We start from the raw sequence: 24,326 nt of genomic DNA on the forward strand, positions 1-24,326 counted from the left end.
TCTCTGGAACGGAGCCTTGCTCCCCCATATAGGCGAAGACGTGGACGATACCGGCTCCAGATCGACCCGACTGCGCGCCCTGCCCCAGGTCCAGCGCCTGCTGGAGCATTCGCGCGCGCATGTGCTGATCACGACCTACTCCCGCGAGGAAGTGGTGGCGGCGCTGCGTGGCGCACTGGACGCAGTTCGCGAGGGCCTGCTCTCGGACGAGACGGCGACGACCCCCGACGAGGACGGCTTGCTAGCCCAGGCCGAGGCGCGACTGGCCCGGGCGGCCAAGCCGGTGCTGCGGCGGGTGATCAACGCCACCGGCGTGGTGCTGCACACCAATCTCGGCCGCGCGCCCATGCCGGCGGCGGCGCTGGAGGCGGTGGTCCAGGCGGGCCGGGGCTATTCCAACCTGGAGTTCGATCTGGCGACGGGTCAGCGGGGCTCGCGCACCCAGGGCGTCGAGCCGCTGATCCGAGAGCTGACCGGCGCCGAGGCCGGGCTGGCGGTGAACAACGCCGCCGCCGCCGTGCTGCTGGCGCTCAGCGCCCTGGCCGGCGGGGGCGAGGTGATCGTCTCGCGCGGCGAGCTGGTCGAGATCGGCGGCGGCTTCCGCATCCCCGACGTGATCCGCCAGGGCGGCGCGCGGCTGGTCGAGGTCGGGACCACCAACCGGACACGCCTCGCCGACTACGCCGCCGCCATCACGCCCGAGACCCGCGTGCTGTTGAAGGTGCACCAGAGCAACTATCGCGTGGTGGGCTTCACCGCCGAGGCCTCGCTGGAGGAGCTTTCGGGGCTGGCGCGGGCGCGGGGCCTGATGCTGATGCACGACCTGGGCGGCGGGGCGCTGACCGACCTGCGCGGCCTCGGCCGGCCATACGAGCCCACGGTGCGCGACAGCCTGGACGCCGGCGCCGACCTGGTGGCGTTCAGCGGCGATAAGCTGATGGGTGGACCTCAGGCCGGCTTGCTGGCGGGCCGGCGCGCCGCGCTCGACCCGCTCAGGCGTCATCCCCTGCTGCGGGCCGTGCGACTGGACAAGATGGCGCTGGCCGCCCTGGAGGCGACGCTCAAGCTCTATCGCGACCCGGCGCGGGCGGCGGCCTCGATCCCGGTCCTAGCCATGCTGGCGCAGACGCCTGACCAGCTCCAGGCGCGGGCCGAGCGGCTTGCGGCGGCCCTGGCGGGCGAGGTCGAGGCGCGTGTCGAGCCCTCCACCGCCTATGCGGGCGGCGGCGCCTTGCCGGGGGAGGCGATGCAGAGCGTCTCGGTTCGTCTTGAGGGTCCCAAGCCGGAGCCCTTGGCCGCGCGGCTGCGGGCTAGCGTCCCGGCCGTGGTGGGACGGATCGCCGACGGCGCCCTGACGCTCGACATGCTCACCGTCGCCGACGAGGAGCTGGACATCCTGGCCGAGGCGCTGATCGCCGCGCTGGTGGAATGAGCAACCCACAGCGTTTGCGCCGACTGACGCTCGGCGTCATCGGCCACGTCGACCACGGTAAAACGAGCCTGGTGCGCGCCCTGACCGGCACGGACACCGACCGCCTGCCGGAAGAGAAACGGCGCGGCATCTCCATTGCGCTGGGCTTCGCCCACGCCCGCTTCGGCGAGGTGGAGGTCGACTTCATCGACATGCCGGGCCACGAGCGGTTCGTGCGCACCCTGGTCTCCGGCGCGACCGGCGTGGACGCCGCGCTCCTGGTGGTGGCCGCCAACGAGGGGGTGAAGCCGCAGACCCTCGAACACCTCGACATCGCCGCCCTGCTCGGCCTGAAACGGGTGTTGGTGGCGGTGACCAAGGCCGATCTAGTGGAGCAACAGACCGCCGCCCAGGTGGGTGAGGCGGCGGCCGAGGCGGTCAGGCGGGTGGGGCTCGAACCCATCGTTCTTCCGGCCATGTCGATCACCGTCGGATCGGACCTGGCGCCCCTGCATCAGGCCATCGTCGATCTGGCCGAAGCCATCGAACCCCAGCCGGACGACGGCTTCCCCTACCTGCCGATCGACCGCGCCTTTTCCCTCGCCGGTCACGGCACGGTGGTCACGGGCACGCTGCGGCGCGGCGAGCTGAGGGCCGACGCCGAGCTGGTGCTGACGCCGGGCGAGCGGCCGGCGCGGGTGCGGGGCCTTCAGGTGCATGGCCGGCCGGCGGCGGTGGCGTGGCCCGGCCAGCGGGTGGCGGTGAACCTGAGGGGCGTCGAACCCGCCGATGCGCCGCGTGGCTCGGCCCTGATCGCGCCCGGCCTGGCGCCGCTCTCGACATGGCTGAGCGTGGAGCTGCGCGCGGTGGTCGGGGCGGGGTCGCTACGCAATGGGACGCGGCTGATGCTGCTGTTCGGCACGGCGGAGGTCGAGGCGCGGCTGCGCCTGCTCGACCGGGATACGCTCGAAGCCGGTATGCCCGCCTTGGCCCAGCTCGACTGCACCGAACCGGTGTCGGTGCTGGCGCGGGAACGGTTCGTGCTGCGGATCGCCTCTCCCGCCCACACGGTGGCGGGTGGCATAGTGCTGGACCCGGCCGCCCGTCGCCGGCGTCGGCGCGATGCGGGTGTCCTGGCCGAACTCGGCGCCTTGGTCGAGGCCACGCCCGAGCAGATCGTGTTGCAAGCCCTGAAAGCGTCCGGCGCGTCCGGCGCGTCGCTCGACCGGCTGAGCCGCCTCGCGGGCGTGTCGCCCGGGCGTGCAAGGGTCATGGTCGGTGAGGCGTCCGCGCGCATCGTGGGCGATATCGCCATCACGGTGGACGCCTTCGCCTCGGTCCAGGCCCGCATCCGGAAGGTGCTGGCCGGACAGGCGGAGAGCCAGCCGAACGGGATCGCCCGCCGCCGGCTCGCCGCCCTGGTCCCTCACGTCGGGGAAGCGGTGCTGGATCACGCGTTGAGCCTGCTGGCCGCCGAGGGCGTGATCCGCCTGGAGGGCGGCGTGGTGCGCCTGCCGCCGCGCCGCGCCGACGCCGAGAGCCAGGCTCGCCAGGTCGTCGCCATCGCTCAGCGGTTGGTGGAGCTGTTGCGTCAGGGCGGCCTGGGTCCGCCCGACGTCGAAGCGCTCGCTCCCACGCCCCTGGCGCGCCGCGTCCTCGACCAGCTCGCCAAGGACGGCCGCGCGGTGCGCACCTTCGACCGGGTGCAGAAGCGGGAGGTCTTCTTCCATCCTGACGCCGTCGCCGATGCCCAGAAGCGGCTGCGACCGTTGCTCGGGGGCCAGGGCCTGTCCACGGGCGAGATCGGGGCGGCGCTCGGCATGTCGCGCAAGTTCAGCGTGCCGCTGCTGGAATACCTGGACGTGCTCCGCTTCACCCGCCGCCAGGGGGACCGGCGGATGTTGGGCCCACAGACGGATGGCCCGCCCTCCGGCGACTAGGGATTGACCACGGCGCCGCCGAACCCGGCGCCCTTGGCCTGCGCCAGCAGGCGTCGTGCGCGCAGCCACATCTCCAGGCGGGAAACCGCGAACAGGCCAGTCGCCAGCACGACGAAGCCGTCGGTGATCAGGGCGGTGGCTATGTGCAGGCTGGAGGCCTGCGTCGTCAGCGCCGCCCGCGCGCCGAACCGGATCACGAACAGCACGGCGAGGAAGGCCAGGGCGGCCGGCGAGGTGCGGGTGTTGAGCAGGTGGGTTTCCGGATCGACCGTGATCGGGATCAGACGGCCGCGAACCCAGCCCAGGCCGCCGCCGACAATCAGCACCAGGGCCAGCCAGGCCCACTCCAGCCCCCGAGGCGGGTACTGGACCAGTAGCGCCACGGTCGCCAGCAGGAGGATCGCCGGCAGCACCCACATCACCTCCAGCCGCAGGCGCCGAGGCTTGCTCATCCGCCGGATGCGGAATGCGAATATCAGCAGGATGACGACGCCGAAGACGAGATAGGATGGAATCGGGCTTCCAGAATGCATAGTTGTCCCCCGTGCTAGCTTAGGCGGCAGGAAACCACATTTGCAACGTTGGCGGGTGACGGTTTCGACATAAGGCGCGGCTCGACGCGGCGGACTTCAAATGCCAGCATCGATCACGGAGGCGATAAGGGTCTGGTGGCCCTCCTGGTCTTCAAAACCAGTGGCCCGCCAACAGCGGGCGGTGGGTTCGATTCCCATCCGCCTCCGCCACGTCGCCCCTCTGTCCCGCCGCCGAATTGGGGCATGATCGCAAGGTGAATCGTTCACGCCCTAGGGGGCCGACCCATGGATGACCTGGAGACGCTGAAGCGGGCGCACCTTCTGCTCGGCCAGTACGGCTTCGATGCGGAGCAGGAGGCCGTGGCCAAGGCCATCCGCATCATCTCCGCCACCGCCCGCCGGTTCGGCGTGCTGGCCGACGATCGGCGCAAGGTGACCACCGGCTCCCAGGGCGAGCGGTTGAAGGCCCTGCGCGAGCGGGTCGGGCGCACGCGGGGCCAACTGGCGGAGATCTGCGGGGTCAACCTGGCCACTGTGCGCGCCCACGAGAACGGCGCCAACGACATCCCCGACGAAGCCGCCCGCGCCTACGCCCAGGCGCTCGGCGTCAGCCCGGCGATGATCCTGTACGGGTCGGACTGAGTGGCGATTAGAGCGACTGCTCCACCGCCGTCACTTCGGGCACGTAGTGCTTCAGCAGGTTCTCCACCCCGGACTTCAGGGTCGCGGCCGAAGACGGGCAGCCCGAGCATGAGCCCCGCATGTGCAGGTAGACGATCCCCGTCGCCGCATCGAAGCGGTTGAACAGGATGTCGCCACCGTCCTGGGCCACGGCCGGGCGGATGCGGGTGTCGAGCAGGTCCTTGATCTCGGTGACGATCTGGGCGGTGTCGCCCTCGTAGACGATCTCGTCGTCATGACCGCCGCCTTCCGACAGCCCCTCGGCGTAGAGCGGTTGGCCGGAGGTGTAGTGCTCCATCACCTGGGCCAGGATCGGGGCCTTGAGCTGGCGCCATTCCAGGTCGCCGGCGTGGCGGGTGACGGTGAGGAAGTCCGGGCCGAAGAACACCCGCGCCACGCCGTCGATCTCGAACAGCGCCTTGGCCAGGGGCGAGGCCTCGGCCTCTTCCGGCGAGCGGAATTCGCGGCTGCCCTCGCCGGTGACGTCGCGGCCCGGCAGGAACTTCAGGGTCAGCGGGTTGGGCGTGGATTCGGTCTGGATGAACACGGGCGGGAACTCTCGTGAAGGCCGTCTTCAGATGGCGTGCGCGCGGCGCCGGCGCAAGCTGTGGCGTCTAGGCGCGCACGGCGGTCAACTCCACGCCCGCCGCGTCGGCGCCGGCGATGGCTTCGGGTTTGCGCACCCGCACCCGCACCCTTTGCGCGCGCGGATGGTCCATGCAGGCCGCCGCCAGCCGTTCGGCGAAGGTCTCGACCAGCTCGATGTGGCCGGAGGCGGCGAGCGCCTTGGCCTTGTCCACCAGGGTCTCGTAATTGACCGTGCCGCTGATGCCGGCGACGTGGGCCGGGCTAAGATACAGCTCCACATCCACCGACAGGGGCTGGAACCGGCCGCGCTCGTGCGGATACAGGCCGACCTCGGCGCTGAGCGCCAAGCCCTCGACGAACACGGACAGCGCCTCGGTCCGGACCGGGGTGGGATGGATATCGGGCAAGGCGCGGCCTCAGTCGTCGATGATGTCGGGAGTGCGCCAGGCGAGGTGCTGGCCGCCGTCGACCGCCAGCATCTGGCCGGTGACTGCGCGGGCGCGGGCCAGATAGACCACCGCCTGGGCGATCTCTTCGGGCTTGGAGGCGCGGGCGAGCGGGATGGAGGCGGCTTCGCGGGCGAAGACTGCGGCGTCCTGGTGGATCGAGGGCAGGGTGGGGCCGGGGCCGACCCCGTTCACGCGCACGCGCGGCGCCAGGGCCTGGGCTAGCATCCGCGTCGCCGTCCACAGGGCGCACTTGCTGAGCGTGTAGGAGAAGAACTGCGGGTTGGGTTTCAGCACCCGCTGGTCGAGGATGTTGACGATGGCCGCCTCGCCGTCTTCCGCGTCCGTCGGGACCTGGGCGGCGAAGGCCTCGGCCAGCACCAGCGGTGCGCGCAGGTTGGTCTGCATGTGCGCGTCCCAGCTGTCACGCGACAGGGCGCCGACCCGGTCGTCCTCGAACAGCGAGGCGCAGTTCACCAGCAGGGTAGGCGGGGCGAGCTTGCCGGCGGCCTGGGCGAGCAGGTCGCGGGTCTCGGCTTCGATGGTCAGATCGGCGGCGACGGGGGCGGCTTGGCGGCCAAGCACCTGGATGCCTGCGACGGTTTCGAGCGCCGCATCGGGGGCGCCGCGATGGTGTACGGCGACATCATAGCCCGCCTCGGCCAGGGCCAGGCAGATGGTCCGGCCGACCCGGCGAGCGCCGCCGGTGACGAGAGCGACGGGTGTGGCGGGCATCTAGTCGGGGCGGCCGAACTCGATGCAATTCACCGCGATCACGGCGACGATGAACAGGAAGATCGGCAGGATGGCGGCCATGGCGGAACCCTTGAGCTTGCAGGCGGTGTAGCGGTGGGGCGACGGCGCCGCAACCGCCTTGCCTCAGTCGGCGGTTTCCGTCTCCAGCGCCCGCCGTGCACTGGCGCGGACCTTCTCGCTCTCGGACTTGAGCTGGCCGCAGGCGGCGAGGATGTCGCGACCGCGGGGGGTGCGGATCGGCGAGGCGTAGCCGGCGCGGTTCAGGATCGCGGCGAAGGTCTCGATCGTCCCCCAGTCGGAGCATTGGTAGGGCGAGCCCGGCCAGGGGTTGAACGGGATCAGATTGACCTTGGCCGGCAGGCCCTGGATCAGTTTCACCAAGGCGCGCGCCTCGGCCGGGCTGTCGTTGATCCCCTTCAGCATCACATATTCGAAGGTCACGCGCCGTGCGTTGGACAGGCCCGGATAGGCCCGGATGCCGGCCATCAGGTGGTCGAGCGGATACTTCTTGTTCAGCGGCACCAGCTCGTCGCGCAGCGCGTCGTTGGTGGCGTGCAGCGAGATGGCCAGCATGGCCTGGGTCCGGTCGCCCAGCGGGATCAACTCCGGCACGACGCCGGAGGTCGAGACGGTGATCCGGCGGCGTGAAAGCGCGATGCCCTCGTTGTCGGAGACGATGTCGATGGCGGCGGCGACGTTGTCGAGATTGTAGAGCGGCTCGCCCATGCCCATGAACACGATGTTGGACAGGCGGCGCTCCTCGCGCGGCGAGGGCCATTCCTCCAGGTCGTCGCGGGCCACCTGCACTTGGGCGACGATCTCGGCGGCCGTCAGGTTGCGCACCAGGGCCTGGGTGCCGGTATGGCAGAAGGTGCAGTTCAGCGTGCAGCCGACCTGGCTGGATACGCAGAGCGCGCCGGCGCGACCGACGTCGGGGATGTAGACGGTCTCCGCCTCGATGCCCGGCGCGAAACGCAGCAGCCACTTGCGCGTGCCGTCGCGGCTGACCTGACGCTCGACGATCTCGGGCCGGGCGACCACGAAGTGCTCGGCCAGGGTGGTGCGCATCTCCTTGGAGATGTCGGTCATGCGGTCGAAACCGGCGACGCCGAAATGGTGGATCCAGCGCCAGAGCTGGCTGGCGCGCATCCGCGCCTTGTCCGCCGGCACGGCCCCGGTCTCCACCAGGACCGCCGTCAGCTCGGCCCGCGTCAGCCCGGCGAGATTGCGCAGGGGCGCGACCGCAGGCGAGGCGGGGCGGTGGGACAGGTCGAGGGTGAACGTCTGGGCGGCGTCGTCCATCGGCAGGATATAAGGGATTTTCGCGCTTTCGTCAGCCGGGGTGCGTCTTTGCGGCTCCAATCGCGCCTAGCGGGGTGGGGCGCGGCTGTAGCCCAGGCCCGCGCAATCCGACAGGCACTGGGTCCAGCGCGGGCCGCAGCCGCTAGTGTCGTCGGGACTGGCGAGGCAGCTCACCCGCCCTCCGGCGCAGCTGGCGCGGCACTGGGCGGTGGTCGAGCGCCCCACGACCGCCGTCCGCGAGCTGGTCGAGCGCACCGCCGAACGCAACTGCGGGGGCGCAGCGGGTCGGATCAGCGGTGGGGCGACAGGGGCGGGCTCGGCCGGGACGCTGGCCGCCGGCGGCGGGACGGGGCGGCGCTTCTTCCTGTCCTGCGCCGCGACCGGGCAGGCTGTGGCCAGGATCAGGAGGGCCAGCAGGACGCGATGTCCCGTCCATCCGGCGCCCCATCTCCCAGCCATTCGCTTCAGGCCCTGGCGCTTCAGGCCTTGGCGTTCACCGTCGAGCCGGCGGCGCCCTGGTCGTCCTGGCTGTAGGGGTTGGCCCCTTCGCTCGTCGCCGAAGCTTCGGCCGACATATCGGCGGCGGCTCCCGAGCCCTTGGGCGTCACCGCCACCATGGCCGGGCGCACGATGCGGCCGAACAGCTCGTAGCCGGCCTGCAGCACCTGGACCACGCCGCCGGGCGGCACGCCCTCGGCCGGCTGTTCGGTCACCGCCTGATGCATGTGCGGGTCGAACTTGTCGCCGCGCGCGGGGTTCACGCGCTTCAGCCCGTTGCGTTCGAAGGCGGTCTGCAACGCCTTGTCGCTCATCTCCACGCCCATGACGAAGTTCTTCACCGCCGGGTCGGCGACATCGCGCGGCGCATGCTGGACCGCGCGCGACAGGTTGTCGGAAGCGTCGAGCAGGTCGCGGGCGAACTTCTGGATGGCGTAGGCGCGCGCGTCGTTGGACTCCCGTTCGGCCCGGCGGCGGGTGTTCTCGGCCTCCGCGGCGTAGCGCATGGCCTGATCTTTGAGCGCGGCGTTCTCCGCCATCAGCTTGGCGAGCGTCGAGCCCGGATCGATGGCGTCGTCCTCGTGTTCCGCGCCGTCGTCCATGTCGTCGTATTCGGCCATTCGGCTTGTCTCTCTGTCTTAGGCGCGCCCTTCAGCCGTCCAGCAGACGGCCGAGCACGCGGGCGGTGTAATCCACCAGGGGGATGACCCGGGCGTAGTTCAGGCGCGCGGGCCCGATCACCCCGATCGCGCCCACCACCTTCTGCTTGCCGGTCATATAGGGCGCCGCGATCACGGCGGAACCCGAAAGCGAGAACAGACGCGTCTCAGCCCCGATGAAGATGCGCACGCCCTCGGCTTCGCGCACGTCGTCGAGCAGGCCGATCAGCTGTTCCTTCTGCTCCAGGTCGTCGAACAGCATCCGCACCCGATCCAGGTCCTCGCGCGCCGAGGCGTCGGCCAGCAGGTTGCCGCGCCCGCGCACGATCAGGGCGCGCTGAGCCTCCTCGCCGCCGCTCCAGGCGGCCAGGCCGTCCTCGACCAGGCGGGCGGCGGTCTCGTTCAACTCGCGCCGGGCGCGGTCCAGTTCGAAGGCGATCTCGACCTTGGTCTCGGCCAGGGTGCGGCCCCGTAGCCGGGCGGCGAGAAAGTTGGAGGCCTCCTGCAGCACCGACGGGGTCAGGCCCGGCGGGGTGTTCATCAGCCGGTTCTCCACCGAGCCGTCGTCGAACACGATCACCACCAGGGTCTGGCCGGGGCTGAGCGGCACGAACTCCACGTGCTTGACGCCTGAGTCGCGCACCGGCGTCACCACCACGCCCGCCCCGCCGGCCAGGCCCGACAGCAGGATGCTGGCCTCGTCCAGAGCCTCCTGGAAGCTGCGGCCACGGCCGGCCAGCCGCGCCTCGATGATCTGGCGATCCTCCTCGCCGACGTCGCCGACTTCCATCAGCCCGTCGACGAACAGCCGCAGGCCCGCATGGGTCGGCAGCCGCCCGGCGCTGGTGTGCGGCGCGGCCAGCAGGCCGAGCTGGGTCAGGTCCTGCATGGTGTTGCGGATCGAGGCGGAGGACAGCTGCACCCCGCCCCGCGACACCGTGCGCGAGCCCACCGGCTCGCCGGTCTCCAGGTAGGTCTCCACGATCCGGCGGAAGATGTCGCGGGCGCGCTCGTCCAGCACGCCCAGCGAAGCCGCGCGCTCCAGGGCGAGCAGGCTGCCGGCGGTGAGGGGCGGGCGCGGGGGGGCGGTGAACGACATGATGGTCAGTATATGGTGGTGGACGCGAAGAGGTTCGTCTAGGTGGCGCACATGCGCGCACATGACCGTTCCCCCGCCTCCCTCCGTCCCGTCACGCTGGAGACCGGCGTCAACCGCTACGCCGAGGGCTCGTGCCTGGTCAGCTTCGGCCACACCAAGGTGCTGGTCACCGTCAGTCTGGAAGAAGGCGTGCCCGGTTTCCTCAAGGGCAAGGGCCAGGGCTGGGTGACGGCGGAGTACGGCATGCTGCCCCGCGCCACCCACACCCGCGGCCGCCGCGAGGCCGCCGTCGGCAAGCAGTCCGGCCGCACCCAGGAGATCCAGCGGCTGATCGGCCGCAGCCTGCGCGCCGTGGTCGACCTCAAGGCGCTGGGCGAACGGCAGTTCGTGGTCGACTGCGACGTGATCCAGGCCGACGGCGGCACCCGCACCGCCGCCATCACCGGCGCCTGGGTCGCCCTGAAGCAGACCTTCGACTACCTGCAGGCCGAGGGCGTGCTCAAGCGCGACCCCATGCTGGACCAGGTCGCCGCCATCTCCTGCGGCGTGATCGACGGCGAGCCGCGCCTGGACCTGGACTACGAGGAGGACAGCGGGGCGGAAGCGGATTCGAATTTCGTCCTCACTGGCGCGGGCCAGATCGTGGAAATCCAGGCCACCGGCGAAAAGCGCGGCTTCAGCCAGGCCGAGTTCGAGGCCCTGTTCAGTCTGGCGCGGGCAGGCGTGGTGGAGCTGTGCGGGCTGCAGAAGGCGGCGGTGGGCGGCGTTTAGCGCCTGACCACGTCTCCAGCTCGACTCGAGGGTTCGCTAACGGGCTTGCCGTCTGCGGTTGTAAGCTGGAAGCTGGGTTTGGGGTTTTGCTTGGCTTTGGGGCTGGGGGATAAATGCGCTACGAGTTGAGCACGCGGCTACTGTCTTCCGAAGACATGAATGCGGTCGGAAAGAAGATAAAATCTCATTTCTCGACCATCGCCCAAACAACCCAGGTGGAGGGCGAGTCCCTGGTTCTTACCGGGATCGAAAAATCATTTGGGTCAATCACTCGTGCGACGACGGCGCGGATAAAGATTAGGCCGGCGGAGGGCGGATATCTCGTATTGGCCGATGTCCACTACCGACCTTCGTTTATGTTCTGGGTGTTGATATTCATCGGACTGTTTGTTTTCGGTATATTTTCGATTTTGGCGATCGTTTTCTATTTCTCCCAAAAGGGATCGGTCCGGCGAGCGGTCGAGAGGGCGCTTGAGCGGATAAAGAACGAATTCGATCACGCCCCTGTAAGTGTGGCCAACATAGGTGCGATGGCGAACGTCGGCGTAGCGGCCGAGATCGCGGCACTGGAAAACCTCAGGAAGTCAGGCGTCCTGACCGACGAGGAGTTTGCCAAGAAGAAACGGCAACTTCTCGATCTGTAAGCCTGGGCTTGTCGCAGGCCTCAAGCCCCATGCAGTTCCGAGCGTTGGTAGGCCCGGCAGGACTCGAACCTGCAACCAGACCGTTATGAGCGGCCGGCTCTAACCATTGAGCTACGGGCCCCAGGTGGGGAGGGGAGCGGGTAGCATTTTGCTCCGCCGCGCGCAAAGGGCCGGGCACGCCGCGCCGCCGCTCCAACTTCGGCCGCAAATCGGTGGCGATGTCGTCAGCAGGGTCCAGGAGGCTAAGGGCATGAAGGCGCTTTTACCGGTCGGCGCGTTGGCGCTGGTCCTGGCGGTCGGGACCGCCCCCATGGCTCGGGCTCAGGACGAACAGGCGGCCGAGTTCCGCGCCACCACGCTCAGCCTGTCGGCGGAGGGCGAGGTGCGTACGGCGCCGGACCTGGCGGTGATCGGGCTGGGCGTGCGCACCGAGGGGGCGACGGCGGCGGAGGCGCTCGCCCGCAACGCCACGCGGATGACCGCCACGGTCGCGGCGCTGAAGGCCCAGGGCGTGGCCCCGGCCGACATCCAGACCTCCAACCTCAGCCTCGACCCCCAGTATTTCGACGACGGCAAGGCGCCGCGCCGGCTGACCGGCTACCAGGCGTCCAACACCGTCTCCGTCCGGCTGCGCGACATGGGACGGGTCGGCCCGGTGGTCGACGCCCTGGTCGCGGCGGGGGCCAACCAGATCGACAGCATCGGCTTCCAGCTCGCCGAGCCCCATGCGGCCGAGGACGCCGCCCGCCGAGAGGCGCTGAAGGCGTTGCAGGCCAAGGCTGATCTCTACGCCCAGGCGACCGGCTATCGCATCCAGCGGCTGGTGCGGCTGTCGGAAGGTGGCGGCGGATACCAGCCCCGCATCATGGCCGCGCCGATGGCCTTCGCCGCGCGCAAGGTGGCGACCCCGGTGGAGGCTGGCGAGCTGACCGTCGGCGTCTCGGTCAGCGGGCTCTACGAACTGTCACGCTAGCGTCTCCGCGCGGAGGGGGACGCCAGCGCCGACGCCTGCTAAAGCTCGTTCGAATCGCTTGAGCCTCGGAGCGCCGCTTGCCGTTTCCGCACTTCAACCCGGTGCTGGTCCAGATCGGGCCCTTGGCGATCCGGTGGTACGCCCTGGCCTATGTGGCCGGCATCCTGCTGGGCTGGCGCTACGCCGTGGCCCTGGTCAAGTCTGCACGCCTCTGGCGCGGGACCGCCGCCGTCGCCGACGAGCGTCAGGTCGACGACCTGGTGCTGTGGGTGGCGCTGGGCATCGTCGGCGGCGGGCGGATCGGCTCGATCCTGTTCTACAACACCAGCGTCATCTGGACCGACCCGCTGGAGATCCTCAAGGCCTGGCACGGCGGGATGAGCTTCCACGGCGGGATGATCGGGGTGATCATCGCGCTCTACTTCTTCTCGCGCGCCAACAAGATCGACCTGTTGCGCCTGGGCGACCTGACCGCGCCCTGCGTGCCGATCGGCCTGTTCTTCGGCCGGCTGGCCAACTTCATCAACGGCGAACTGTGGGGGCGGCCGACCAGCGTGCCCTGGGGGATCATCTTCCCCCACGCCGGGCCGGAACCGCGCCATCCCAGCCAGCTCTATGAGGCCGGGCTGGAGGGGATCGTGTTGTTCTCGATCCTGCGCTGGGCCACGCACGGGGCCAAGCTGCTGCCGCGCCGCGGGATGATCACCGGCCTGTTCCTGTTGTTCTATGGCCTGGCCCGCATCAGCCTGGAGAATGTGCGCGAGCCCGATCGCGACATGCCCCATTTCCCGCTCGGCCTGACCATGGGGATGATGCTGTCGGCGCCCATGGTGGTGGCCGGGATCGCACTGATCCTCTACGCGCGGCGTCCCGCCGCCGTGGCTCCGCCCGCACCGGTGATGGATGGCGAGGCCGAGGCGGAGATCGCCGCCCCGCCGCTGGATCAGCCCGGCCGCTGACGGTTCGCCGCCCTTGACCCGGTTCTCGACGTCCTTGGCCATGACGCCCCTGGCGCGCCGGCTGGCGGAGCGGATCGCCGAGGACGGTCCGATGACGGCGGCGGACTATATGACCGCCTGCCTGCACGATCCCCAGCACGGCTACTACGCCACCCGCCCGCGTCTGGGAGCGGACGGGGATTTCGTCACCGCCCCCCTGGTCTCGCAGATGTTCGGCGAGCTGATCGGGACCTGGATCGCCGAGGTCTGGGTCCGGCTCGGCCGGCCGTCGTCTTTCCGGCTGGTGGAGGTGGGTCCCGGCGACGGCAAGCTGATGAGCGATGCGCTCCGCGCCTTGACGCGCGCCCCGGGCCTGCTGGAGGCGGCGGACCTGTGGCTGGTCGAGCCGAGCGAGCCGCTGCGCAAGCTCCAGGCCGAACGGCTCGCCGGGCAACCGCTGCGTTGGGCGGCGCGACTGGCCCAGGTTCCCGACGGCGCGCCGATAATCCTGGTCGCCAACGAGCTGCTGGACTGCCTGCCCGCGCGCCAGTTCCTGCGTATGGGGGGAGCCTGGGCCGAGCGGCGGATCGGGCTGGACGACGAAGGGAGGCTGGCCTTCGGCCTTGCGCCTCCGCCGCCGGACTTCCAACCCCCGCCGGGCCTGGAGCAGACGTCCGAAGGGGTGGTGGTGGAGCTTTCCCCGGCCCAGGCCAAGTTCGGGGCTCAGGTCGGCGCGCGGGTGGCGCAGGACGGCGGCGCGGCCCTGCTGATCGACTATGGGCGCGACCGGGTCGAGGCGGGCGACACCTTGCAGGCCGTGATCCGCCACCGGAAGGTCGATCCCCTGGCGGACCCCGGCGAGGCGGACATCACCGTGTACGCCGACTTCCCCACCGTGGTCGCCGCGGCCCTGGCCGCCGGTGCGGAGGTAAGCCCGATCCTGGGCCAGGGCGCTTTGCTGCGCCGGCTCGGGATCGAGCTGCGGGCGGCGGCGTTGATCCGCGCGCGGCCGGACCTGGAGGACCGCATCGGCCGCCAACTCGCCCGGTTGATCGATAACGACCAGATGGGCGCCCTGTTCAAGGCGTTGGCGATCCATCAGAACGGGCTCTCCGTTCCCGGCTTCGAGGAGGGTCCGTGAACCCGCTTCCCGTCCTGACCCACCCCAGCCTCGACGCCCTGCCGGGGGTGAGGCACGCCTTCTTCAGCCGCCAGGGCGGGGTGTCGGCCGGAATCTACGCCAGCCTGAACGTCGGGCGCGGCTCGCGGGACGATCCGGGTGCGGTGGCCGAGAACCGGGCGCGCGCCGCCGGGCATTTCGGCGCCGAGGTGGGCCACCTGCTGACCTGCTACCAGATCCATTCCACGATCGCGGTGTCGGCTGACGCGCCCTGGGGCGCGGCGAAGCACGAGGCGGACGGGGTTGTCACCACCACGCCGGGCCTGGTCTGCGGCGCGCTGGCGGCGGACTGCGCGCCAGTGCTGTTCGCCGACGCGGAGGCGCGGGTCGTCGCCGCTTGCCACGCCGGCTGGCGCGGCGCCTTGGGTGGGATCGTGCAGGCGACGGTGGAGAAGATGGTCGAGGCGGGCGCGGAGCCCTCGCGGATCACCGCGGTGGTCGGCCCCTGCATCGGCCCGGCGAGCTACGAGGTCGGCTTGGATTTCCTGGACGCCTTCATGGCCAAGGCGCCGGAGGCCGAAGCCTGCTTCCGCCCGGGCGCGACCAACGACAAGCGCATGTTCGACCTGCCGGCCTTCGTGCTCGACCGGCTGGCGCGCGCCAAGGTGGGGCAGACGAGCTGGATCGGCCACGACACCTGCGCCGAGGAGGCGCTCTTCTTTTCTAACCGCCGCGCGGTGAAGCGCAGCGAGGGCGACTATGGCCGGCTGCTGTCGGCGATCATGCTGGGGTGAGGTGGTTCCTTGCGTGCTTCGAGACGCGCTCTCATAGAGCGCTCCTCAGCATGACGAAGTTCAGCGGAATGCAAAAACCTGCGTCATCCTGAGGAGCCCCGAAGGGGCGTCTCGAAGGGCGCATTCAGGCCTACCCTACCAGGGCCGTCCGCTTCTCCTCCAGCGCGAACCATTCGGTCTCCGCCGCGCTCAGCTGGGCGCGGGCCTTGTCGAGCTGGGCCATCAGCCCGTCGAAGCCCTTGGGGTCGCGGGCGTACAGGCCGGGGTCGGCGAGCGCGGCCTCCTGCTTGACGATCTCGCCGGGCAGGCGCTCGATCAGGGCCTCCAGTTCGCCCAGCCGATGCTGGTCCTTGAACGACAGCTTGGCGAGTTTCTTGACCGGCTCCGCGCCCTTGGCCGGGACGGCGGACGACGAGGCGCGCGCCGGAGAGCCGCCGCCCTTGAAGAAGTCCGGGTTCTGCCGCAGCAGGTCCTGCCAGCCGCCGGGCGTCTCCACCGTGTTGCCGCGCCCGTCGAGCGCGATGGTCGAGGTGGCCAGCCGGTCGATGAAGTCGCGGTCGTGGCTGACCAGGATCAGGGTGCCGTCATAGTCGGCCAGCAGCTCTTCCAAGAGGTCGAGCGTGTCCATGTCCAGGTCGTTGGTCGGTTCGTCGAGCACCATCAGGTTGGCCGGCGTGGCCAGGGCGCGGGCCAGCAGCAGGCGGTTGCGCTCCCCGCCGGACAGGGTCCGCACCGGCTGGCGCAGCTGGCTGTCCTTGAACAGGAACTCCTTGGCGTAGGCGGCCACATGCTTGCTGACGCCGCGCACCAGCAGGCTGTCTCCGCCGCCCGGCGCCAGCACCTCCCACAGGGTGGTGTTCTCGTTCAGGTCGGCGCGGGTCTGGTCCAGGTAGGCGACCTGTAGGTTGGAGCCCAGCCGCACCTCGCCCGCGTCCGGGGCGATCTCGCCCAGCAGCACGCGCACCATGGTGGTCTTGCCCGCGCCGTTGGGCCCGACCAGGGCCACCCGGTCGCCGCGCAGGATGCGGGTGGAGAAGCTCTTGGTCACCACCTTGTCGCCCCAGGCCTTGGAGACGTTCTTGGCCTCGGCCACCAGACGGCCGGAGCTCTCACCCGCGTCCATCGCCATCTGCAGCTCGCGCGGCTGGTCGCGCATGGCGAGCGCGCGGGTGGCGCGCATGGCCTCCAGCCCCCGTGCGCGGCCCTCGTTGCGGCTGCGGCGCGCGGTGATCGAGCGATAGAAGGTGTAGGTCTCGCGCTCGATGGCCTTGGTCAGGCGGCGCAGCTGTTCGGCCTCTTCCGCCTCGACCTTCTCGGCCCAGGCGTCGAACACCGCGAAGCTCTCGTCCAGGGTCCGCACCTTGCGGTTGGACAGCCAGAAGCAGCGCTGGGTGACGCGGTTGAGGAAGGCGCGGTCGTGGCTGACGATCAGGGCGGCCGCGCGGCAGGACGACAGCTCCTGCTCCAGGGTCTGGATGGCGAAGATGTCCAGGTGGTTGGTCGGCTCGTCGAGCAGGATCAGGTCCGGCTCCTCGGCGAACGCCTTGGCCAGCGCCGCGCGCCGGGTCTCGCCGCCCGACAGGCCCTTGGTCGGCTTGGTCGGGTCGAGGTCGAAGGTCTGCAGTTCGGTCTCGGCGCGGTAATCCAGCGCCCCGCCGGAGGTGGCGTAGTCGAGCAGGGTCTCGCCGGTGATCTCCGGCTCCTGCAGCACCATGGCGATCCGCGCGCCCGGCTGGAGGAAGCGCTCGCCGTCGTCGGGCTGCACCAGGCCGGCCAGGATGCGCATCAGGGTCGACTTGCCCGCGCCGTTGCGCCCGACCAGGCAGGCGCGCACGCGCGGTTCGAGCGCCAGGTCGACGCCCTCGAACAGCTGCATGGGCCCATCGGCTAGCCGCACGTCCTTCAGCGCAGCGATCGGCGGGCGAGCGAGGGTCTTGGGTTTGGAGGCCACGAGGGAACCAGGTAAGCGCGCGCCGGGACGCGAGCCGTGGGCTCGGTCTCCGACGTGACAGGGGGAGGATGGCCCCTATCTAGGCTATCCGGCGATTGGGCGCAAAGCCGACCGGAGACGCGGCCTTCAGCGTCCCGTGGAGCCGAAGCCGCCGGCGCCGCGGCCGGTCTCGTCGTGGGCGTCGACCTGCAGCCACTCCACCCGCGCGTGGGCGGCGACGACCAGTTGGGCGACGCGCTCGCCCCGACGCACCACGAAGTCCTCCTGACCAAGATTGGCCAGGATCACGCCCACCTCGCCGCGATAGTCGCTGTCGATGGTGCCGGGCGAGTTCAGGCAGGTGATCCCGTGCTTGAGCGCCAGGCCGGAACGCGGGCGCACCTGGGCCTCATAGCCCTCGGGCACCGCGATCTGCAGGCCGGTGGGGATCAGGGCGCGGGCGCCGGGCTTCAGCGTGATCGGCGCGTCCTCGGGCACGGCGGCGCGCAGGTCCATGCCGGCCGCCCCCGTGCTGGCGTAGGCGGGCGTCTCCAGCCCCTCGTGATGAGGCAGGCGCAACAGGGCCATCTTCAGGGTCAAGCAAACATCTCCGCAATCCGTTGCGCCAGCCGGCGCGCCAGGACGGTCTTGGACGCCGCCCCCCAGGGCTCGATCCCAGACGCTGTCACCAGCACCATCTCGTTGTCGTCGCCGCCGAACACCCCAGAGCGGCCGACGTCGTTGGCCATGATCCAGTCGCAGCCCTTGCGGGCCAGCTTGGCCCGGGCGTTGGCTTCCAGGTCGTTGGTCTCGGCCGCGAAGCCGACCACCAGCCTCGGACGGGTCGGGCCGGGCGCCGACAGCGCGGCGAGGATGTCGGGGTTCTCGACCAGGGCGATCGGCTCGGGTCCGCTCGCCCCCTTCTTGATCTTGAGGTGGGCCGAACTCGCCGGCCGCCAGTCGGCCACCGCCGCCACCAGCACCGCGACATCCGCTGGCAGGGCGGCGTCGCAGGCGGCCTGCATCTCGCTCGCCGTCTCTACGTCCACCCGGCGCACGCCGATCGGAGCGGGCAGGCCGGTCGGGCCGGAAACCAGCGTCACCTCGGCGCCCAGGTCGGCCAAGGCCTCGGCGATGGCGTAGCCCTGCTTGCCGCTGGAATGGTTGCTGATGTAGCGCACCGGGTCGATCGGCTCGCGGGTCGGGCCGGCGGTGACCAGGGCGCGGCGGCCGCTCAGCGCACCTCGGGTCCCGCGCTTCAACGCCGCCAGGATCGCGTCCAGGATCGCGGGCGGTTCGGCCAGCCGACCCTCGCCGAACTCGCCACAGGCCATCGGACCCTCGTCTGGACCGACGAAGCTCACGCCGTCCGCCTTGAGCGTCGCCAGGTTCCGCCGGGTGGCCGCGTGCGTCCACATCCGCACGTTCATCGCCGGCGCCATCAGCACGGCGGTGTCGGTGGCCAGCAGGGTGGTCGAGGCCAGGTCGTCGGCCACGCCGTGCGCCGCCTTGGCCATCAGGTCGGCGGTCGCCGGCGCCACCACGATCAGGTCGGCCGAGCGCGACAGCTCGATATGGCCCATCTCCGCCTCGTCGGTGAGCGAGAAGAGCTCGGTGTAGACCTTGTCCTCGCACAGGGCCGACAGCGACAGGGGCGTGATGAACTGGGCGCCGGCGCGGGTCAGGATCGGGCGCACCTCGATCCCCTGCTTGCGCAGCAGGCGCGTCAGTTCCAGCGCCTTGTAGGCGGCGATCCCGCCCCCCACGATCAGCAGCACACGCTGCGCGCTCATCGGCCGAATCCCTCGTCCATGGTCCGCTGATTACCGCGTTCCCGGGCGGCCGTCAGCCTTCGCGGGCAAATGAGAACAAAAAGGGTATGCAGGAGGCGAAATCTCAAGTTATGGTCGCCGGGGCATATATCAAACCTGGGGCTGTGAAATGGTATCTCTTCGCGCCGCGAGCTGTGCGGCTTTGTTGGGCGTGCTTGCGGCGGGGGCGCTGTCGGCATGCAATCGCAACGAGGCCGCCTCGGCCAGCAATGGCGGCCAGGCCTACGCCGCGGATCGCCACGCCAACCGTTCCAGCGGGGGTGGTGGATATGGCGACGACGGTCCACGTCCGCCGGTCCCGATGTTCCATGGCGAACCGATGTGGAGCCAGACTCGTGAGCATGACGCCCGCGATCAGGCCGAATACCATTTCCGACGCGATGGGCAGTCCTTGGGCGCGCGGACGCTCGACGACTTCCTGACCAAGGTGCATGCGTTCGGAGATCACCCACCCCACGGGACCGAGATCATCACCCGCAGCAACGGCGACCGGCTGATGTACGACCCCAAGGCCAACCTGTTCGGCGTGTTCACCCGCGACGGGGCGCCGCGCACCATCCTCAAGCCGCAGGAAGGCAAGGCCTACTGGGCGGCGCAGAAGGCGCGCGAGGCCGAGGGCGGCGGCGATTATCACGCCCGCTCGCGCCGCAACTATGGTCGCAGCGACGGCGGCGGCTATGGCGGGCAGGGCGGTCAAAGCGAAAACTGAGAAAAATCCACCGCATTAACCAATCGGTGGGGATGACCGGCCTAGTCTGAAGCAAGTTTCAGGCCAGGGAGGGTGGGCCAGTGGCGCTCAGTCCCCGTTTAGAGATCCGGCAAGGCCAGAGCCTTGTCATCACGCCCCAGCTGCAGCAGGCGATCAAGTTGCTGCAGCTCTCCAATCTCGAGCTCGACGCCTTCGTGGACGGTGAGCTCGAGCGCAATCCCCTATTGTCGCGCGAGGACGCCGAGGCGGATACGGCCGATCGCGGTTCGGACGACGCCCCCGAAGTCGAACCCGGCTTCACTCCCGACGACCAGCCGGGAGGCGCGGCCGAAGCCGACATGGACGTCCGGCACGACGACATCTACGTGGACGCCTCCCCCGGCGACCGCGCCACCGGCGATGCCGGAGAGGCCACGGCCCCCGGCGCAGATGCAGGCGCGATGACCGACTGGTCCAAGGCCAGCAAGGGCGGCTCGTTCGAAACCGATGGCGAAGACTTCGCCGCCGGTCTCAGCCGCGACAAGACCTTGCACGAGCATCTGCGCGACCAACTCGCCATGCTGGGGCTGACCGGCCCGGACTTCACCATCGCCAGCGTGCTGATCGACGCGGTCGACGAGGGCGGCTACCTGCGCGCCGACCTGCTGGAAGTGGCCGAACGGCTGGGCTGCGATCCGCAGCGCGCCTGCATCGTGCTCGGCCGGTTGCAGGGCTTCGATCCCACCGGCGTGTTCGCCCGCGACGTACGCGAGTGCCTGGCGCTGCAGCTACGCGAGCGCGACCGGCTCGACCCCGCCATGCAGGCGCTGCTCGACAACCTCGACCTGCTCGCCCGCCGCGACCTGTCGGGCCTGCGCCGCGTCTGCGGGGTAGACGAGGAGGACGTGCGCGAGATGATCGCCGAGGTCCGCGCCCTCACCCCGCGCCCCGGCGCCGCCTTCGGCTCCGAACCGGTGCAGGGCGTGACGCCCGACGTGTTCGTGCGCGAGGATGGACTCGGCCTGTGGAAGGTGGAGCTGAACGCCGACACCTTGCCCAAGCTGCTGGTGGATCGGCGCTATCACGCCCGCGTCTCGGGCGCCGCGCGCAGCGACGCGGAGAAGACCTTTGTTTCGGACTGCTTCGCCCAGGCCAACTGGCTGGTGAAGAGCCTGGACCAGCGCGCCCGCACCATCCTGAAGGTCAGCAGCGAGATCGTGCGCCAGCAGGACGCCTTTCTGGCGCTGGGAGTGGAGCATCTGCGCCCGTTGAACCTGAAGACCGTGGCCGACGCCATCGGCATGCACGAGTCCACCGTCAGCCGGGTCACCTCCAACAAGTACATGGCCACCCAGCGCGGTGTGTTCGAGCTGAAGTTCTTCTTCACCTCCTCGATCGCCGCCACCGACGGCGGCGAAGCCTATTCCGCCGAGGCGATCCGCCATCGCATCCGCGTGATGATCGATTCGGAACTCGACAACCGCGATGGCGTGCTCTCAGATGATCGGATCGTGGAGATCCTGAAGGAGACGGGCGTTGATATCGCGCGTCGTACGGTCGCCAAGTATCGGGAAGCCATGCGCATTCCCTCTTCGGTCGAGCGTCGCCGTCTCGCGCAAGCCGCCTTCTGACAACCTCGATCGGATTCGTCCCGACCGGACTTTCGGCTCCGGGCCAGGTCTGAACTTCAGCCCCTGAGAGGCGTTCCGCTTTGGTGGGGCGACCGCAGGGCCGTCCTACCCGAAACCCTCAGTTTACGGATGGACGCGAATGGCTTCCAAGACCCTCAACACTGCTCCCGCTCAGATGAACGTTCAGGTGGCCGGCCACCAGATGGCCGTCGGGGAGGCGTTGCGCAGTCGCATCGCCGGGGAGCTCGAGGCGGGGATCGGCAAGTATTTCGGGCAGGGCGGCAGCGCCGAGGTGGTGGTGCGAAAAAACGGCCACAGTCTTTGCGCCGACATCGTCGTGGTGCTTCCGACCGGTCAGCAGCTGGTGGCCAAGGGTGAGGGCGGCGACGCCCACTCCGCCTTCGACGCGGCGCTCATAAAAATGGAAACCCGGATTCGACGCTACAAACGACGGCTGGTGAACCACCACGCCAGCGTCGACAAGGCCGATCCGGAGTTCGCCTCGGTGGTGGTGCTGAGGGCGCCGGACGGGGACGACGAGGCCGACGACGATGACTGGGGCTCCGACGGCTCGGCCGGGAGCGCCGCGCCGGCCGGCGTGATCATCGCCGAGACCGAGACCCTGGTGAAGACCCAGACGGTGTCGATGGCGGTGATGGAGCTCGACCTGGCGGACTGCCCGGTTCTGCTGTTCCGCAACGCCGCCCATGGCGGTCTTTCGGTGGTTTATCGCCGTTCCGACGGAAATATCGGTTGGATCGACCCCGAGCGGACGCCAACTTCGCGCGTTGACGCCGCCGGAGCCGCGCAAAGCGCGCGGATGTGATATGCGACGCGCCGCCTCACTCCTTAAGGTGGGGCGGCATGTCTGCGAATAAGATCGGGGAACACCCTCACGAATGGACATCGGTGGATGGCTTGAGCCGGGCGCCATAGCGCTGCGGCTCGGTGCGGACAGCAAGCGGCAAGCCCTCGCGGCCCTGGCCGAGGTTGCTGCGCGCGTGATCGACATGCCGGCGGCCGACATCCTCGACGCCCTGCTGGCGCGCGAGGCCCAGGGCTCGACGGGCGTCGGGTCGGGCGTGGCCATTCCCCACGCCAGCCTGCCGGCGCTCACCGCGATGCGGGCGGTGTTCGTTCGCCTGGAAAAGCCCGTCGACTTCGACGCGGTGGACGATCAGCCGGTCGACCTGATGCTGGCCCTGTTCGCCCCGGAAGGCGCAGGAACCGAGCACCTGCGCGCCCTGGCGCGGGCGGCGCGGGCGCTACGGCGATCCGATGTCCGCCAGCACCTGCGCCAGGCGCGCACGACGGACGCCCTACACGCGTTGTTGGTTCGAGACGCCGCGCCTTCGGCTGCGTGACCGCTCACCCAGGGCGTCGAGGCTCCGATAGCGCGCTCTTAATGGACTGAAACGGGCGCAAGCTCGTAAGCCCTCGCCGCCGCATAGGCGGAATCCCGGTCGGCCAGCACCGCCAGACGAGACCCGTCGGCGCTATGCACCGCATAAAGCGTCTGGTTCGGCGAGAGGTGGGCCTCGGCCAGGGCGTCGGGCTCCACGCTGGCCATCACGTCCTCCGCTTTCACGGGCCGGACATAGACCAGGTTCGGCGCCCCCAGGGCGGCGAAGGCTTCTTGGCTCAAAGTCAGAGAGTGCGTCTGCATGACCGCCTCCTTAAAGGATTAACGTCCGCAACGGCCGCAAGTTCAGCCGACCGTACGGATAGGGATGTTTCGCACCTGCCGCGGAGGTTCGGGCCGGACGACGTCGATGTGCAACAGGCCGTGTTCGAGCGAGGCGTCCTCGACCTCCATGCCGTCGGCCAGCACGAAGGTGCGCTGGAATCCGCGTGCGGCGATGCCGCGATGCAGGTAGGCGGCCTGGGCGCCGTCCGCGCCGTCACGTCGGCCGAGCACCACGAGCTGGCGATCCTCCAGGGTGATCTGGAGCTGGTCGGGCGAGAAGCCCGCCACCGCCATGGTGATGCGCAGCCTATCGTCGGCGAGCTGCTCGACGTTGTAGGGCGGATAGCCTTCGGTGGCGGCCTTGGCCGCCCGCTCGACCAGCGCGCGCGTATGCTCGAAACCGAGCAGGAACGGGCTGTCGAACACCAGGGTGCGTGTCGTCATCGCCAAAGTCCTCTTCCAAGCGACTTGGTGTCCGCCCTTCCCGCCCGGAATCCGGCGCGAGGCGAGCGACTGCCCGAATATGTGAAGCAGCCGCGCCCATTTCAATCGGCTGGCGATTCACCGGCGGGTTGAAAGAGCGGACGGCGGCCTTCCAAAGGCGTATCGATACGATCTGTTAACCATGATGGAATCCGTGCGCCATCGGAGCGCTCGGAGCCAAGGAGGGCGCCATGCGCGCGATACTTCTGATCGGAGCTTGCGCCGCGGCGGCGATCGCCGGTTCCCCGGCCTTGGCCGGCGGGCACTACGGCGGCGGTCATTCTAGCGGTGGCCACTACGGCGGCGGGCATATGAGCGGCGGCCACTATGGCGGCGGCTGGAGCCGCATGGGCGGAGGCCGTTCCGGCGGCTACGCCATGGGACATTCCAGCGCCTACGCCCACGCCAGCAGCTACGCCAGCGCGCGCAGCAGCGTCTACGGCCGGGCCTACGGCTCCGGGCGTAGCTATATGAACAACGGCCGTGGCTTCGGTTACGGACGCGGCTATGGCGGGCGCGGGTTCGGCTATGGCTTAGCGGCCGGCGCCGTGACCTCGGCCCTGGGCTACGGCGGCTATGGCGGTGGCGGTGGGGGCTACGGCGGCGGCTATGACGCCGGTATGGGATACGACAACGGCGGCGGCGACCTGCCCCAACCCGCCTACGACACTGGCGGCGGTTACGCCTCCTACGGTCAGGAGCAGGGCTATCCGCAACAGGATGGCGGCGCCTACGCTTATGGCTACAGCGGCTATGCGGAAACCCCGGTCCTGCAGGCCCAGCCCCCCGTCGTCTACAGCTACGCACCGAGCTACAGCTACGGCTACGTCGCGGCCCCGAGCTACGGTTATGCAGTCCCTTATCCGATGCAGCAACGCCCCTGCGGCTGCTGAGCTTGATCAAAGAAAAGCCCCGCGGATCG

Annotated in this window: 27 protein-coding genes and 2 tRNA genes; 15 read left to right on the forward strand and 14 right to left on the reverse strand. The window is 69.9% G+C overall.

Annotated elements, in window-relative coordinates:
* Positions 1 to 16: 16 nt before the first annotated feature.
* Both selA and selB read left to right on the forward strand, forming a co-directional pair.
* Positions 17 to 1,432 carry an L-seryl-tRNA(Sec) selenium transferase gene (gene selA, locus GSQ87_RS16790; protein ID WP_216839364.1) on the forward strand — a complete coding sequence of 472 codons (1,416 nt, stop codon included), beginning with the start codon at positions 17 to 19 and terminating at the stop codon, positions 1,430 to 1,432.
* Complete coding sequence (selB, locus tag GSQ87_RS16795) at positions 1,429 to 3,351, forward strand: selenocysteine-specific translation elongation factor (protein ID WP_158916476.1); 1,923 nt, start codon at positions 1,429 to 1,431, stop codon at positions 3,349 to 3,351. Before selA ends, selB begins: the two co-directional genes overlap by 4 nt.
* Here the strand turns inward: selB and GSQ87_RS16800 are convergent.
* Entirely contained in the window at positions 3,348 to 3,884 is a 537-nt protein-coding gene (locus tag GSQ87_RS16800; protein WP_158916477.1) for a CcdC protein domain-containing protein, read from the reverse strand. The genes selB and GSQ87_RS16800 overlap by 4 nt on opposite strands.
* 117 nt (positions 3,885 to 4,001) lie before the next feature.
* Between GSQ87_RS16800 and GSQ87_RS16805 the strand changes: the two genes are divergently transcribed.
* Positions 4,002 to 4,094 (forward strand) — tRNA-Sec (locus GSQ87_RS16805).
* Between the two features lie 75 nt (positions 4,095 to 4,169).
* A complete protein-coding gene (locus GSQ87_RS16810; protein ID WP_158916478.1) occupies positions 4,170 to 4,526 on the forward strand; it encodes a helix-turn-helix transcriptional regulator in 357 nt (118 codons plus the stop codon).
* A 7-nt stretch (positions 4,527 to 4,533) separates the two neighbouring features.
* On the opposite strand, the gene GSQ87_RS16815 is transcribed toward GSQ87_RS16810, so the two are convergent.
* The 7 genes from GSQ87_RS16815 to hrcA form a co-directional block, all read right to left on the reverse strand.
* Positions 4,534 to 5,112, reverse strand: a complete 579-nt coding sequence (locus GSQ87_RS16815) for a NifU family protein (RefSeq protein WP_158916479.1) — start codon at positions 5,110 to 5,112, stop codon at positions 4,534 to 4,536.
* A gap of 67 nt (positions 5,113 to 5,179) precedes the next feature.
* On the reverse strand, positions 5,180 to 5,560 hold the full coding sequence (gene folB, locus GSQ87_RS16820; RefSeq protein WP_254063041.1) for a dihydroneopterin aldolase: 381 nt from the start codon (positions 5,558 to 5,560) through the stop codon (positions 5,180 to 5,182).
* A gap of 9 nt (positions 5,561 to 5,569) precedes the next feature.
* Positions 5,570 to 6,334: an SDR family oxidoreductase gene (locus tag GSQ87_RS16825; protein ID WP_158916480.1), complete on the reverse strand. Its 765-nt coding sequence runs from the start codon at positions 6,332 to 6,334 to the stop codon at positions 5,570 to 5,572.
* 144 nt (positions 6,335 to 6,478) lie between these two features.
* Positions 6,479 to 7,657 carry a 23S rRNA (adenine(2503)-C(2))-methyltransferase RlmN gene (rlmN, locus tag GSQ87_RS16830; RefSeq protein ID WP_158916481.1) on the reverse strand — a complete coding sequence of 393 codons (1,179 nt, stop codon included), beginning with the start codon at positions 7,655 to 7,657 and terminating at the stop codon, positions 6,479 to 6,481.
* A gap of 66 nt (positions 7,658 to 7,723) precedes the next feature.
* Positions 7,724 to 8,116 carry a hypothetical protein gene (locus GSQ87_RS16835; RefSeq protein ID WP_158916482.1) on the reverse strand — a complete coding sequence of 131 codons (393 nt, stop codon included), beginning with the start codon at positions 8,114 to 8,116 and terminating at the stop codon, positions 7,724 to 7,726.
* A gap of 20 nt (positions 8,117 to 8,136) precedes the next feature.
* Entirely contained in the window at positions 8,137 to 8,757 is a 621-nt protein-coding gene (gene grpE / locus GSQ87_RS16840) for a nucleotide exchange factor GrpE (protein ID WP_371416704.1), read from the reverse strand.
* A gap of 49 nt (positions 8,758 to 8,806) precedes the next feature.
* Complete coding sequence (gene hrcA / locus GSQ87_RS16845; protein ID WP_254063043.1) at positions 8,807 to 9,976, reverse strand: heat-inducible transcriptional repressor HrcA; 1,170 nt, start codon at positions 9,974 to 9,976, stop codon at positions 8,807 to 8,809.
* Here hrcA and rph point away from each other — a divergent pair.
* Both rph and GSQ87_RS16855 read left to right on the forward strand, forming a co-directional pair.
* Positions 9,965 to 10,684 (forward strand): ribonuclease PH, encoded by a 720-nt coding sequence (gene rph / locus GSQ87_RS16850; RefSeq protein ID WP_158916484.1) that lies wholly within the window; start codon positions 9,965 to 9,967, stop codon positions 10,682 to 10,684. The genes hrcA and rph overlap by 12 nt on opposite strands.
* 113 nt (positions 10,685 to 10,797) lie before the next feature.
* A complete protein-coding gene (locus GSQ87_RS16855; protein WP_158916485.1) occupies positions 10,798 to 11,328 on the forward strand; it encodes an SHOCT domain-containing protein in 531 nt (176 codons plus the stop codon).
* A 45-nt stretch (positions 11,329 to 11,373) separates the two neighbouring features.
* Here GSQ87_RS16855 and GSQ87_RS16860 read toward each other — a convergent pair.
* Positions 11,374 to 11,449: transfer RNA gene (locus tag GSQ87_RS16860), tRNA-Ile, on the reverse strand.
* A gap of 129 nt (positions 11,450 to 11,578) precedes the next feature.
* Between GSQ87_RS16860 and GSQ87_RS16865 the strand changes: the two genes are divergently transcribed.
* From GSQ87_RS16865 to pgeF, 4 genes are all read left to right on the forward strand, one after another.
* Entirely contained in the window at positions 11,579 to 12,301 is a 723-nt protein-coding gene (locus tag GSQ87_RS16865; protein ID WP_158916486.1) for an SIMPL domain-containing protein, read from the forward strand.
* 77 nt (positions 12,302 to 12,378) lie between these two features.
* Positions 12,379 to 13,260, forward strand: a complete 882-nt coding sequence (gene lgt / locus GSQ87_RS16870) for a prolipoprotein diacylglyceryl transferase (protein WP_158916487.1) — start codon at positions 12,379 to 12,381, stop codon at positions 13,258 to 13,260.
* 40 nt (positions 13,261 to 13,300) lie between these two features.
* Positions 13,301 to 14,380, forward strand: a complete 1,080-nt coding sequence (locus tag GSQ87_RS16875) for a class I SAM-dependent methyltransferase (protein ID WP_158917820.1) — start codon at positions 13,301 to 13,303, stop codon at positions 14,378 to 14,380.
* Entirely contained in the window at positions 14,377 to 15,153 is a 777-nt protein-coding gene (gene pgeF, locus GSQ87_RS16880; RefSeq protein ID WP_158916488.1) for a peptidoglycan editing factor PgeF, read from the forward strand. Before GSQ87_RS16875 ends, pgeF begins: the two co-directional genes overlap by 4 nt.
* A gap of 130 nt (positions 15,154 to 15,283) precedes the next feature.
* Here the strand turns inward: pgeF and GSQ87_RS16885 are convergent, their stop codons facing one another.
* From GSQ87_RS16885 to coaBC, 3 genes are all read right to left on the reverse strand, one after another.
* Complete coding sequence (locus GSQ87_RS16885; RefSeq protein WP_158917822.1) at positions 15,284 to 17,029, reverse strand: ABC-F family ATP-binding cassette domain-containing protein; 1,746 nt, start codon at positions 17,027 to 17,029, stop codon at positions 15,284 to 15,286.
* A 201-nt stretch (positions 17,030 to 17,230) separates the two neighbouring features.
* Positions 17,231 to 17,671, reverse strand: coding sequence for a dUTP diphosphatase (gene dut / locus GSQ87_RS16890; protein WP_158917824.1), 441 nt, complete (start codon positions 17,669 to 17,671; stop codon positions 17,231 to 17,233).
* 8 nt (positions 17,672 to 17,679) lie between these two features.
* Positions 17,680 to 18,876 carry a bifunctional phosphopantothenoylcysteine decarboxylase/phosphopantothenate--cysteine ligase CoaBC gene (gene coaBC / locus GSQ87_RS16895; RefSeq protein WP_158916489.1) on the reverse strand — a complete coding sequence of 399 codons (1,197 nt, stop codon included), beginning with the start codon at positions 18,874 to 18,876 and terminating at the stop codon, positions 17,680 to 17,682.
* Between the two features lie 148 nt (positions 18,877 to 19,024).
* Between coaBC and GSQ87_RS16900 the strand changes: the two genes are divergently transcribed.
* The 4 genes from GSQ87_RS16900 to GSQ87_RS16915 all read left to right on the forward strand — a co-directional run bounded on the left by GSQ87_RS16900 (position 19,025) and on the right by GSQ87_RS16915 (position 22,598).
* Complete coding sequence (locus GSQ87_RS16900) at positions 19,025 to 19,624, forward strand: hypothetical protein (RefSeq protein ID WP_158916490.1); 600 nt, start codon at positions 19,025 to 19,027, stop codon at positions 19,622 to 19,624.
* A gap of 80 nt (positions 19,625 to 19,704) precedes the next feature.
* Positions 19,705 to 21,234 (forward strand): RNA polymerase factor sigma-54, encoded by a 1,530-nt coding sequence (rpoN, locus tag GSQ87_RS16905; protein ID WP_158916491.1) that lies wholly within the window; start codon positions 19,705 to 19,707, stop codon positions 21,232 to 21,234.
* Positions 21,235 to 21,409: 175 nt separating this feature from the next.
* On the forward strand, positions 21,410 to 22,060 hold the full coding sequence (hpf, locus tag GSQ87_RS16910; RefSeq protein WP_158917826.1) for a ribosome hibernation-promoting factor, HPF/YfiA family: 651 nt from the start codon (positions 21,410 to 21,412) through the stop codon (positions 22,058 to 22,060).
* Between the two features lie 73 nt (positions 22,061 to 22,133).
* Positions 22,134 to 22,598, forward strand: a complete 465-nt coding sequence (locus GSQ87_RS16915; RefSeq protein ID WP_158916492.1) for a PTS sugar transporter subunit IIA — start codon at positions 22,134 to 22,136, stop codon at positions 22,596 to 22,598.
* Positions 22,599 to 22,636: 38 nt separating this feature from the next.
* Here the strand turns inward: GSQ87_RS16915 and GSQ87_RS16920 are convergent, their stop codons facing one another.
* The gene (locus tag GSQ87_RS16920) at positions 22,637 to 22,900 is read right to left on the reverse strand and encodes a DUF1150 family protein (RefSeq protein WP_158916493.1); all 264 of its coding nucleotides are present in this window, start codon (positions 22,898 to 22,900) and stop codon (positions 22,637 to 22,639) included.
* 42 nt (positions 22,901 to 22,942) lie between these two features.
* On the reverse strand, positions 22,943 to 23,365 hold the full coding sequence (locus tag GSQ87_RS16925) for an Hsp20 family protein (protein WP_158916494.1): 423 nt from the start codon (positions 23,363 to 23,365) through the stop codon (positions 22,943 to 22,945).
* A gap of 230 nt (positions 23,366 to 23,595) precedes the next feature.
* Here GSQ87_RS16925 and GSQ87_RS16930 point away from each other — a divergent pair, with 230 nt between their 5' ends.
* Positions 23,596 to 24,297: a hypothetical protein gene (locus tag GSQ87_RS16930; protein ID WP_158916495.1), complete on the forward strand. Its 702-nt coding sequence runs from the start codon at positions 23,596 to 23,598 to the stop codon at positions 24,295 to 24,297.
* Positions 24,298 to 24,326 lie beyond the last annotated feature (29 nt).

The sequence above is a fragment of the Caulobacter sp. S45 genome (assembly GCF_009765965.1).
Lineage (GTDB): Bacteria > Pseudomonadota > Alphaproteobacteria > Caulobacterales > Caulobacteraceae > CAHJWH01.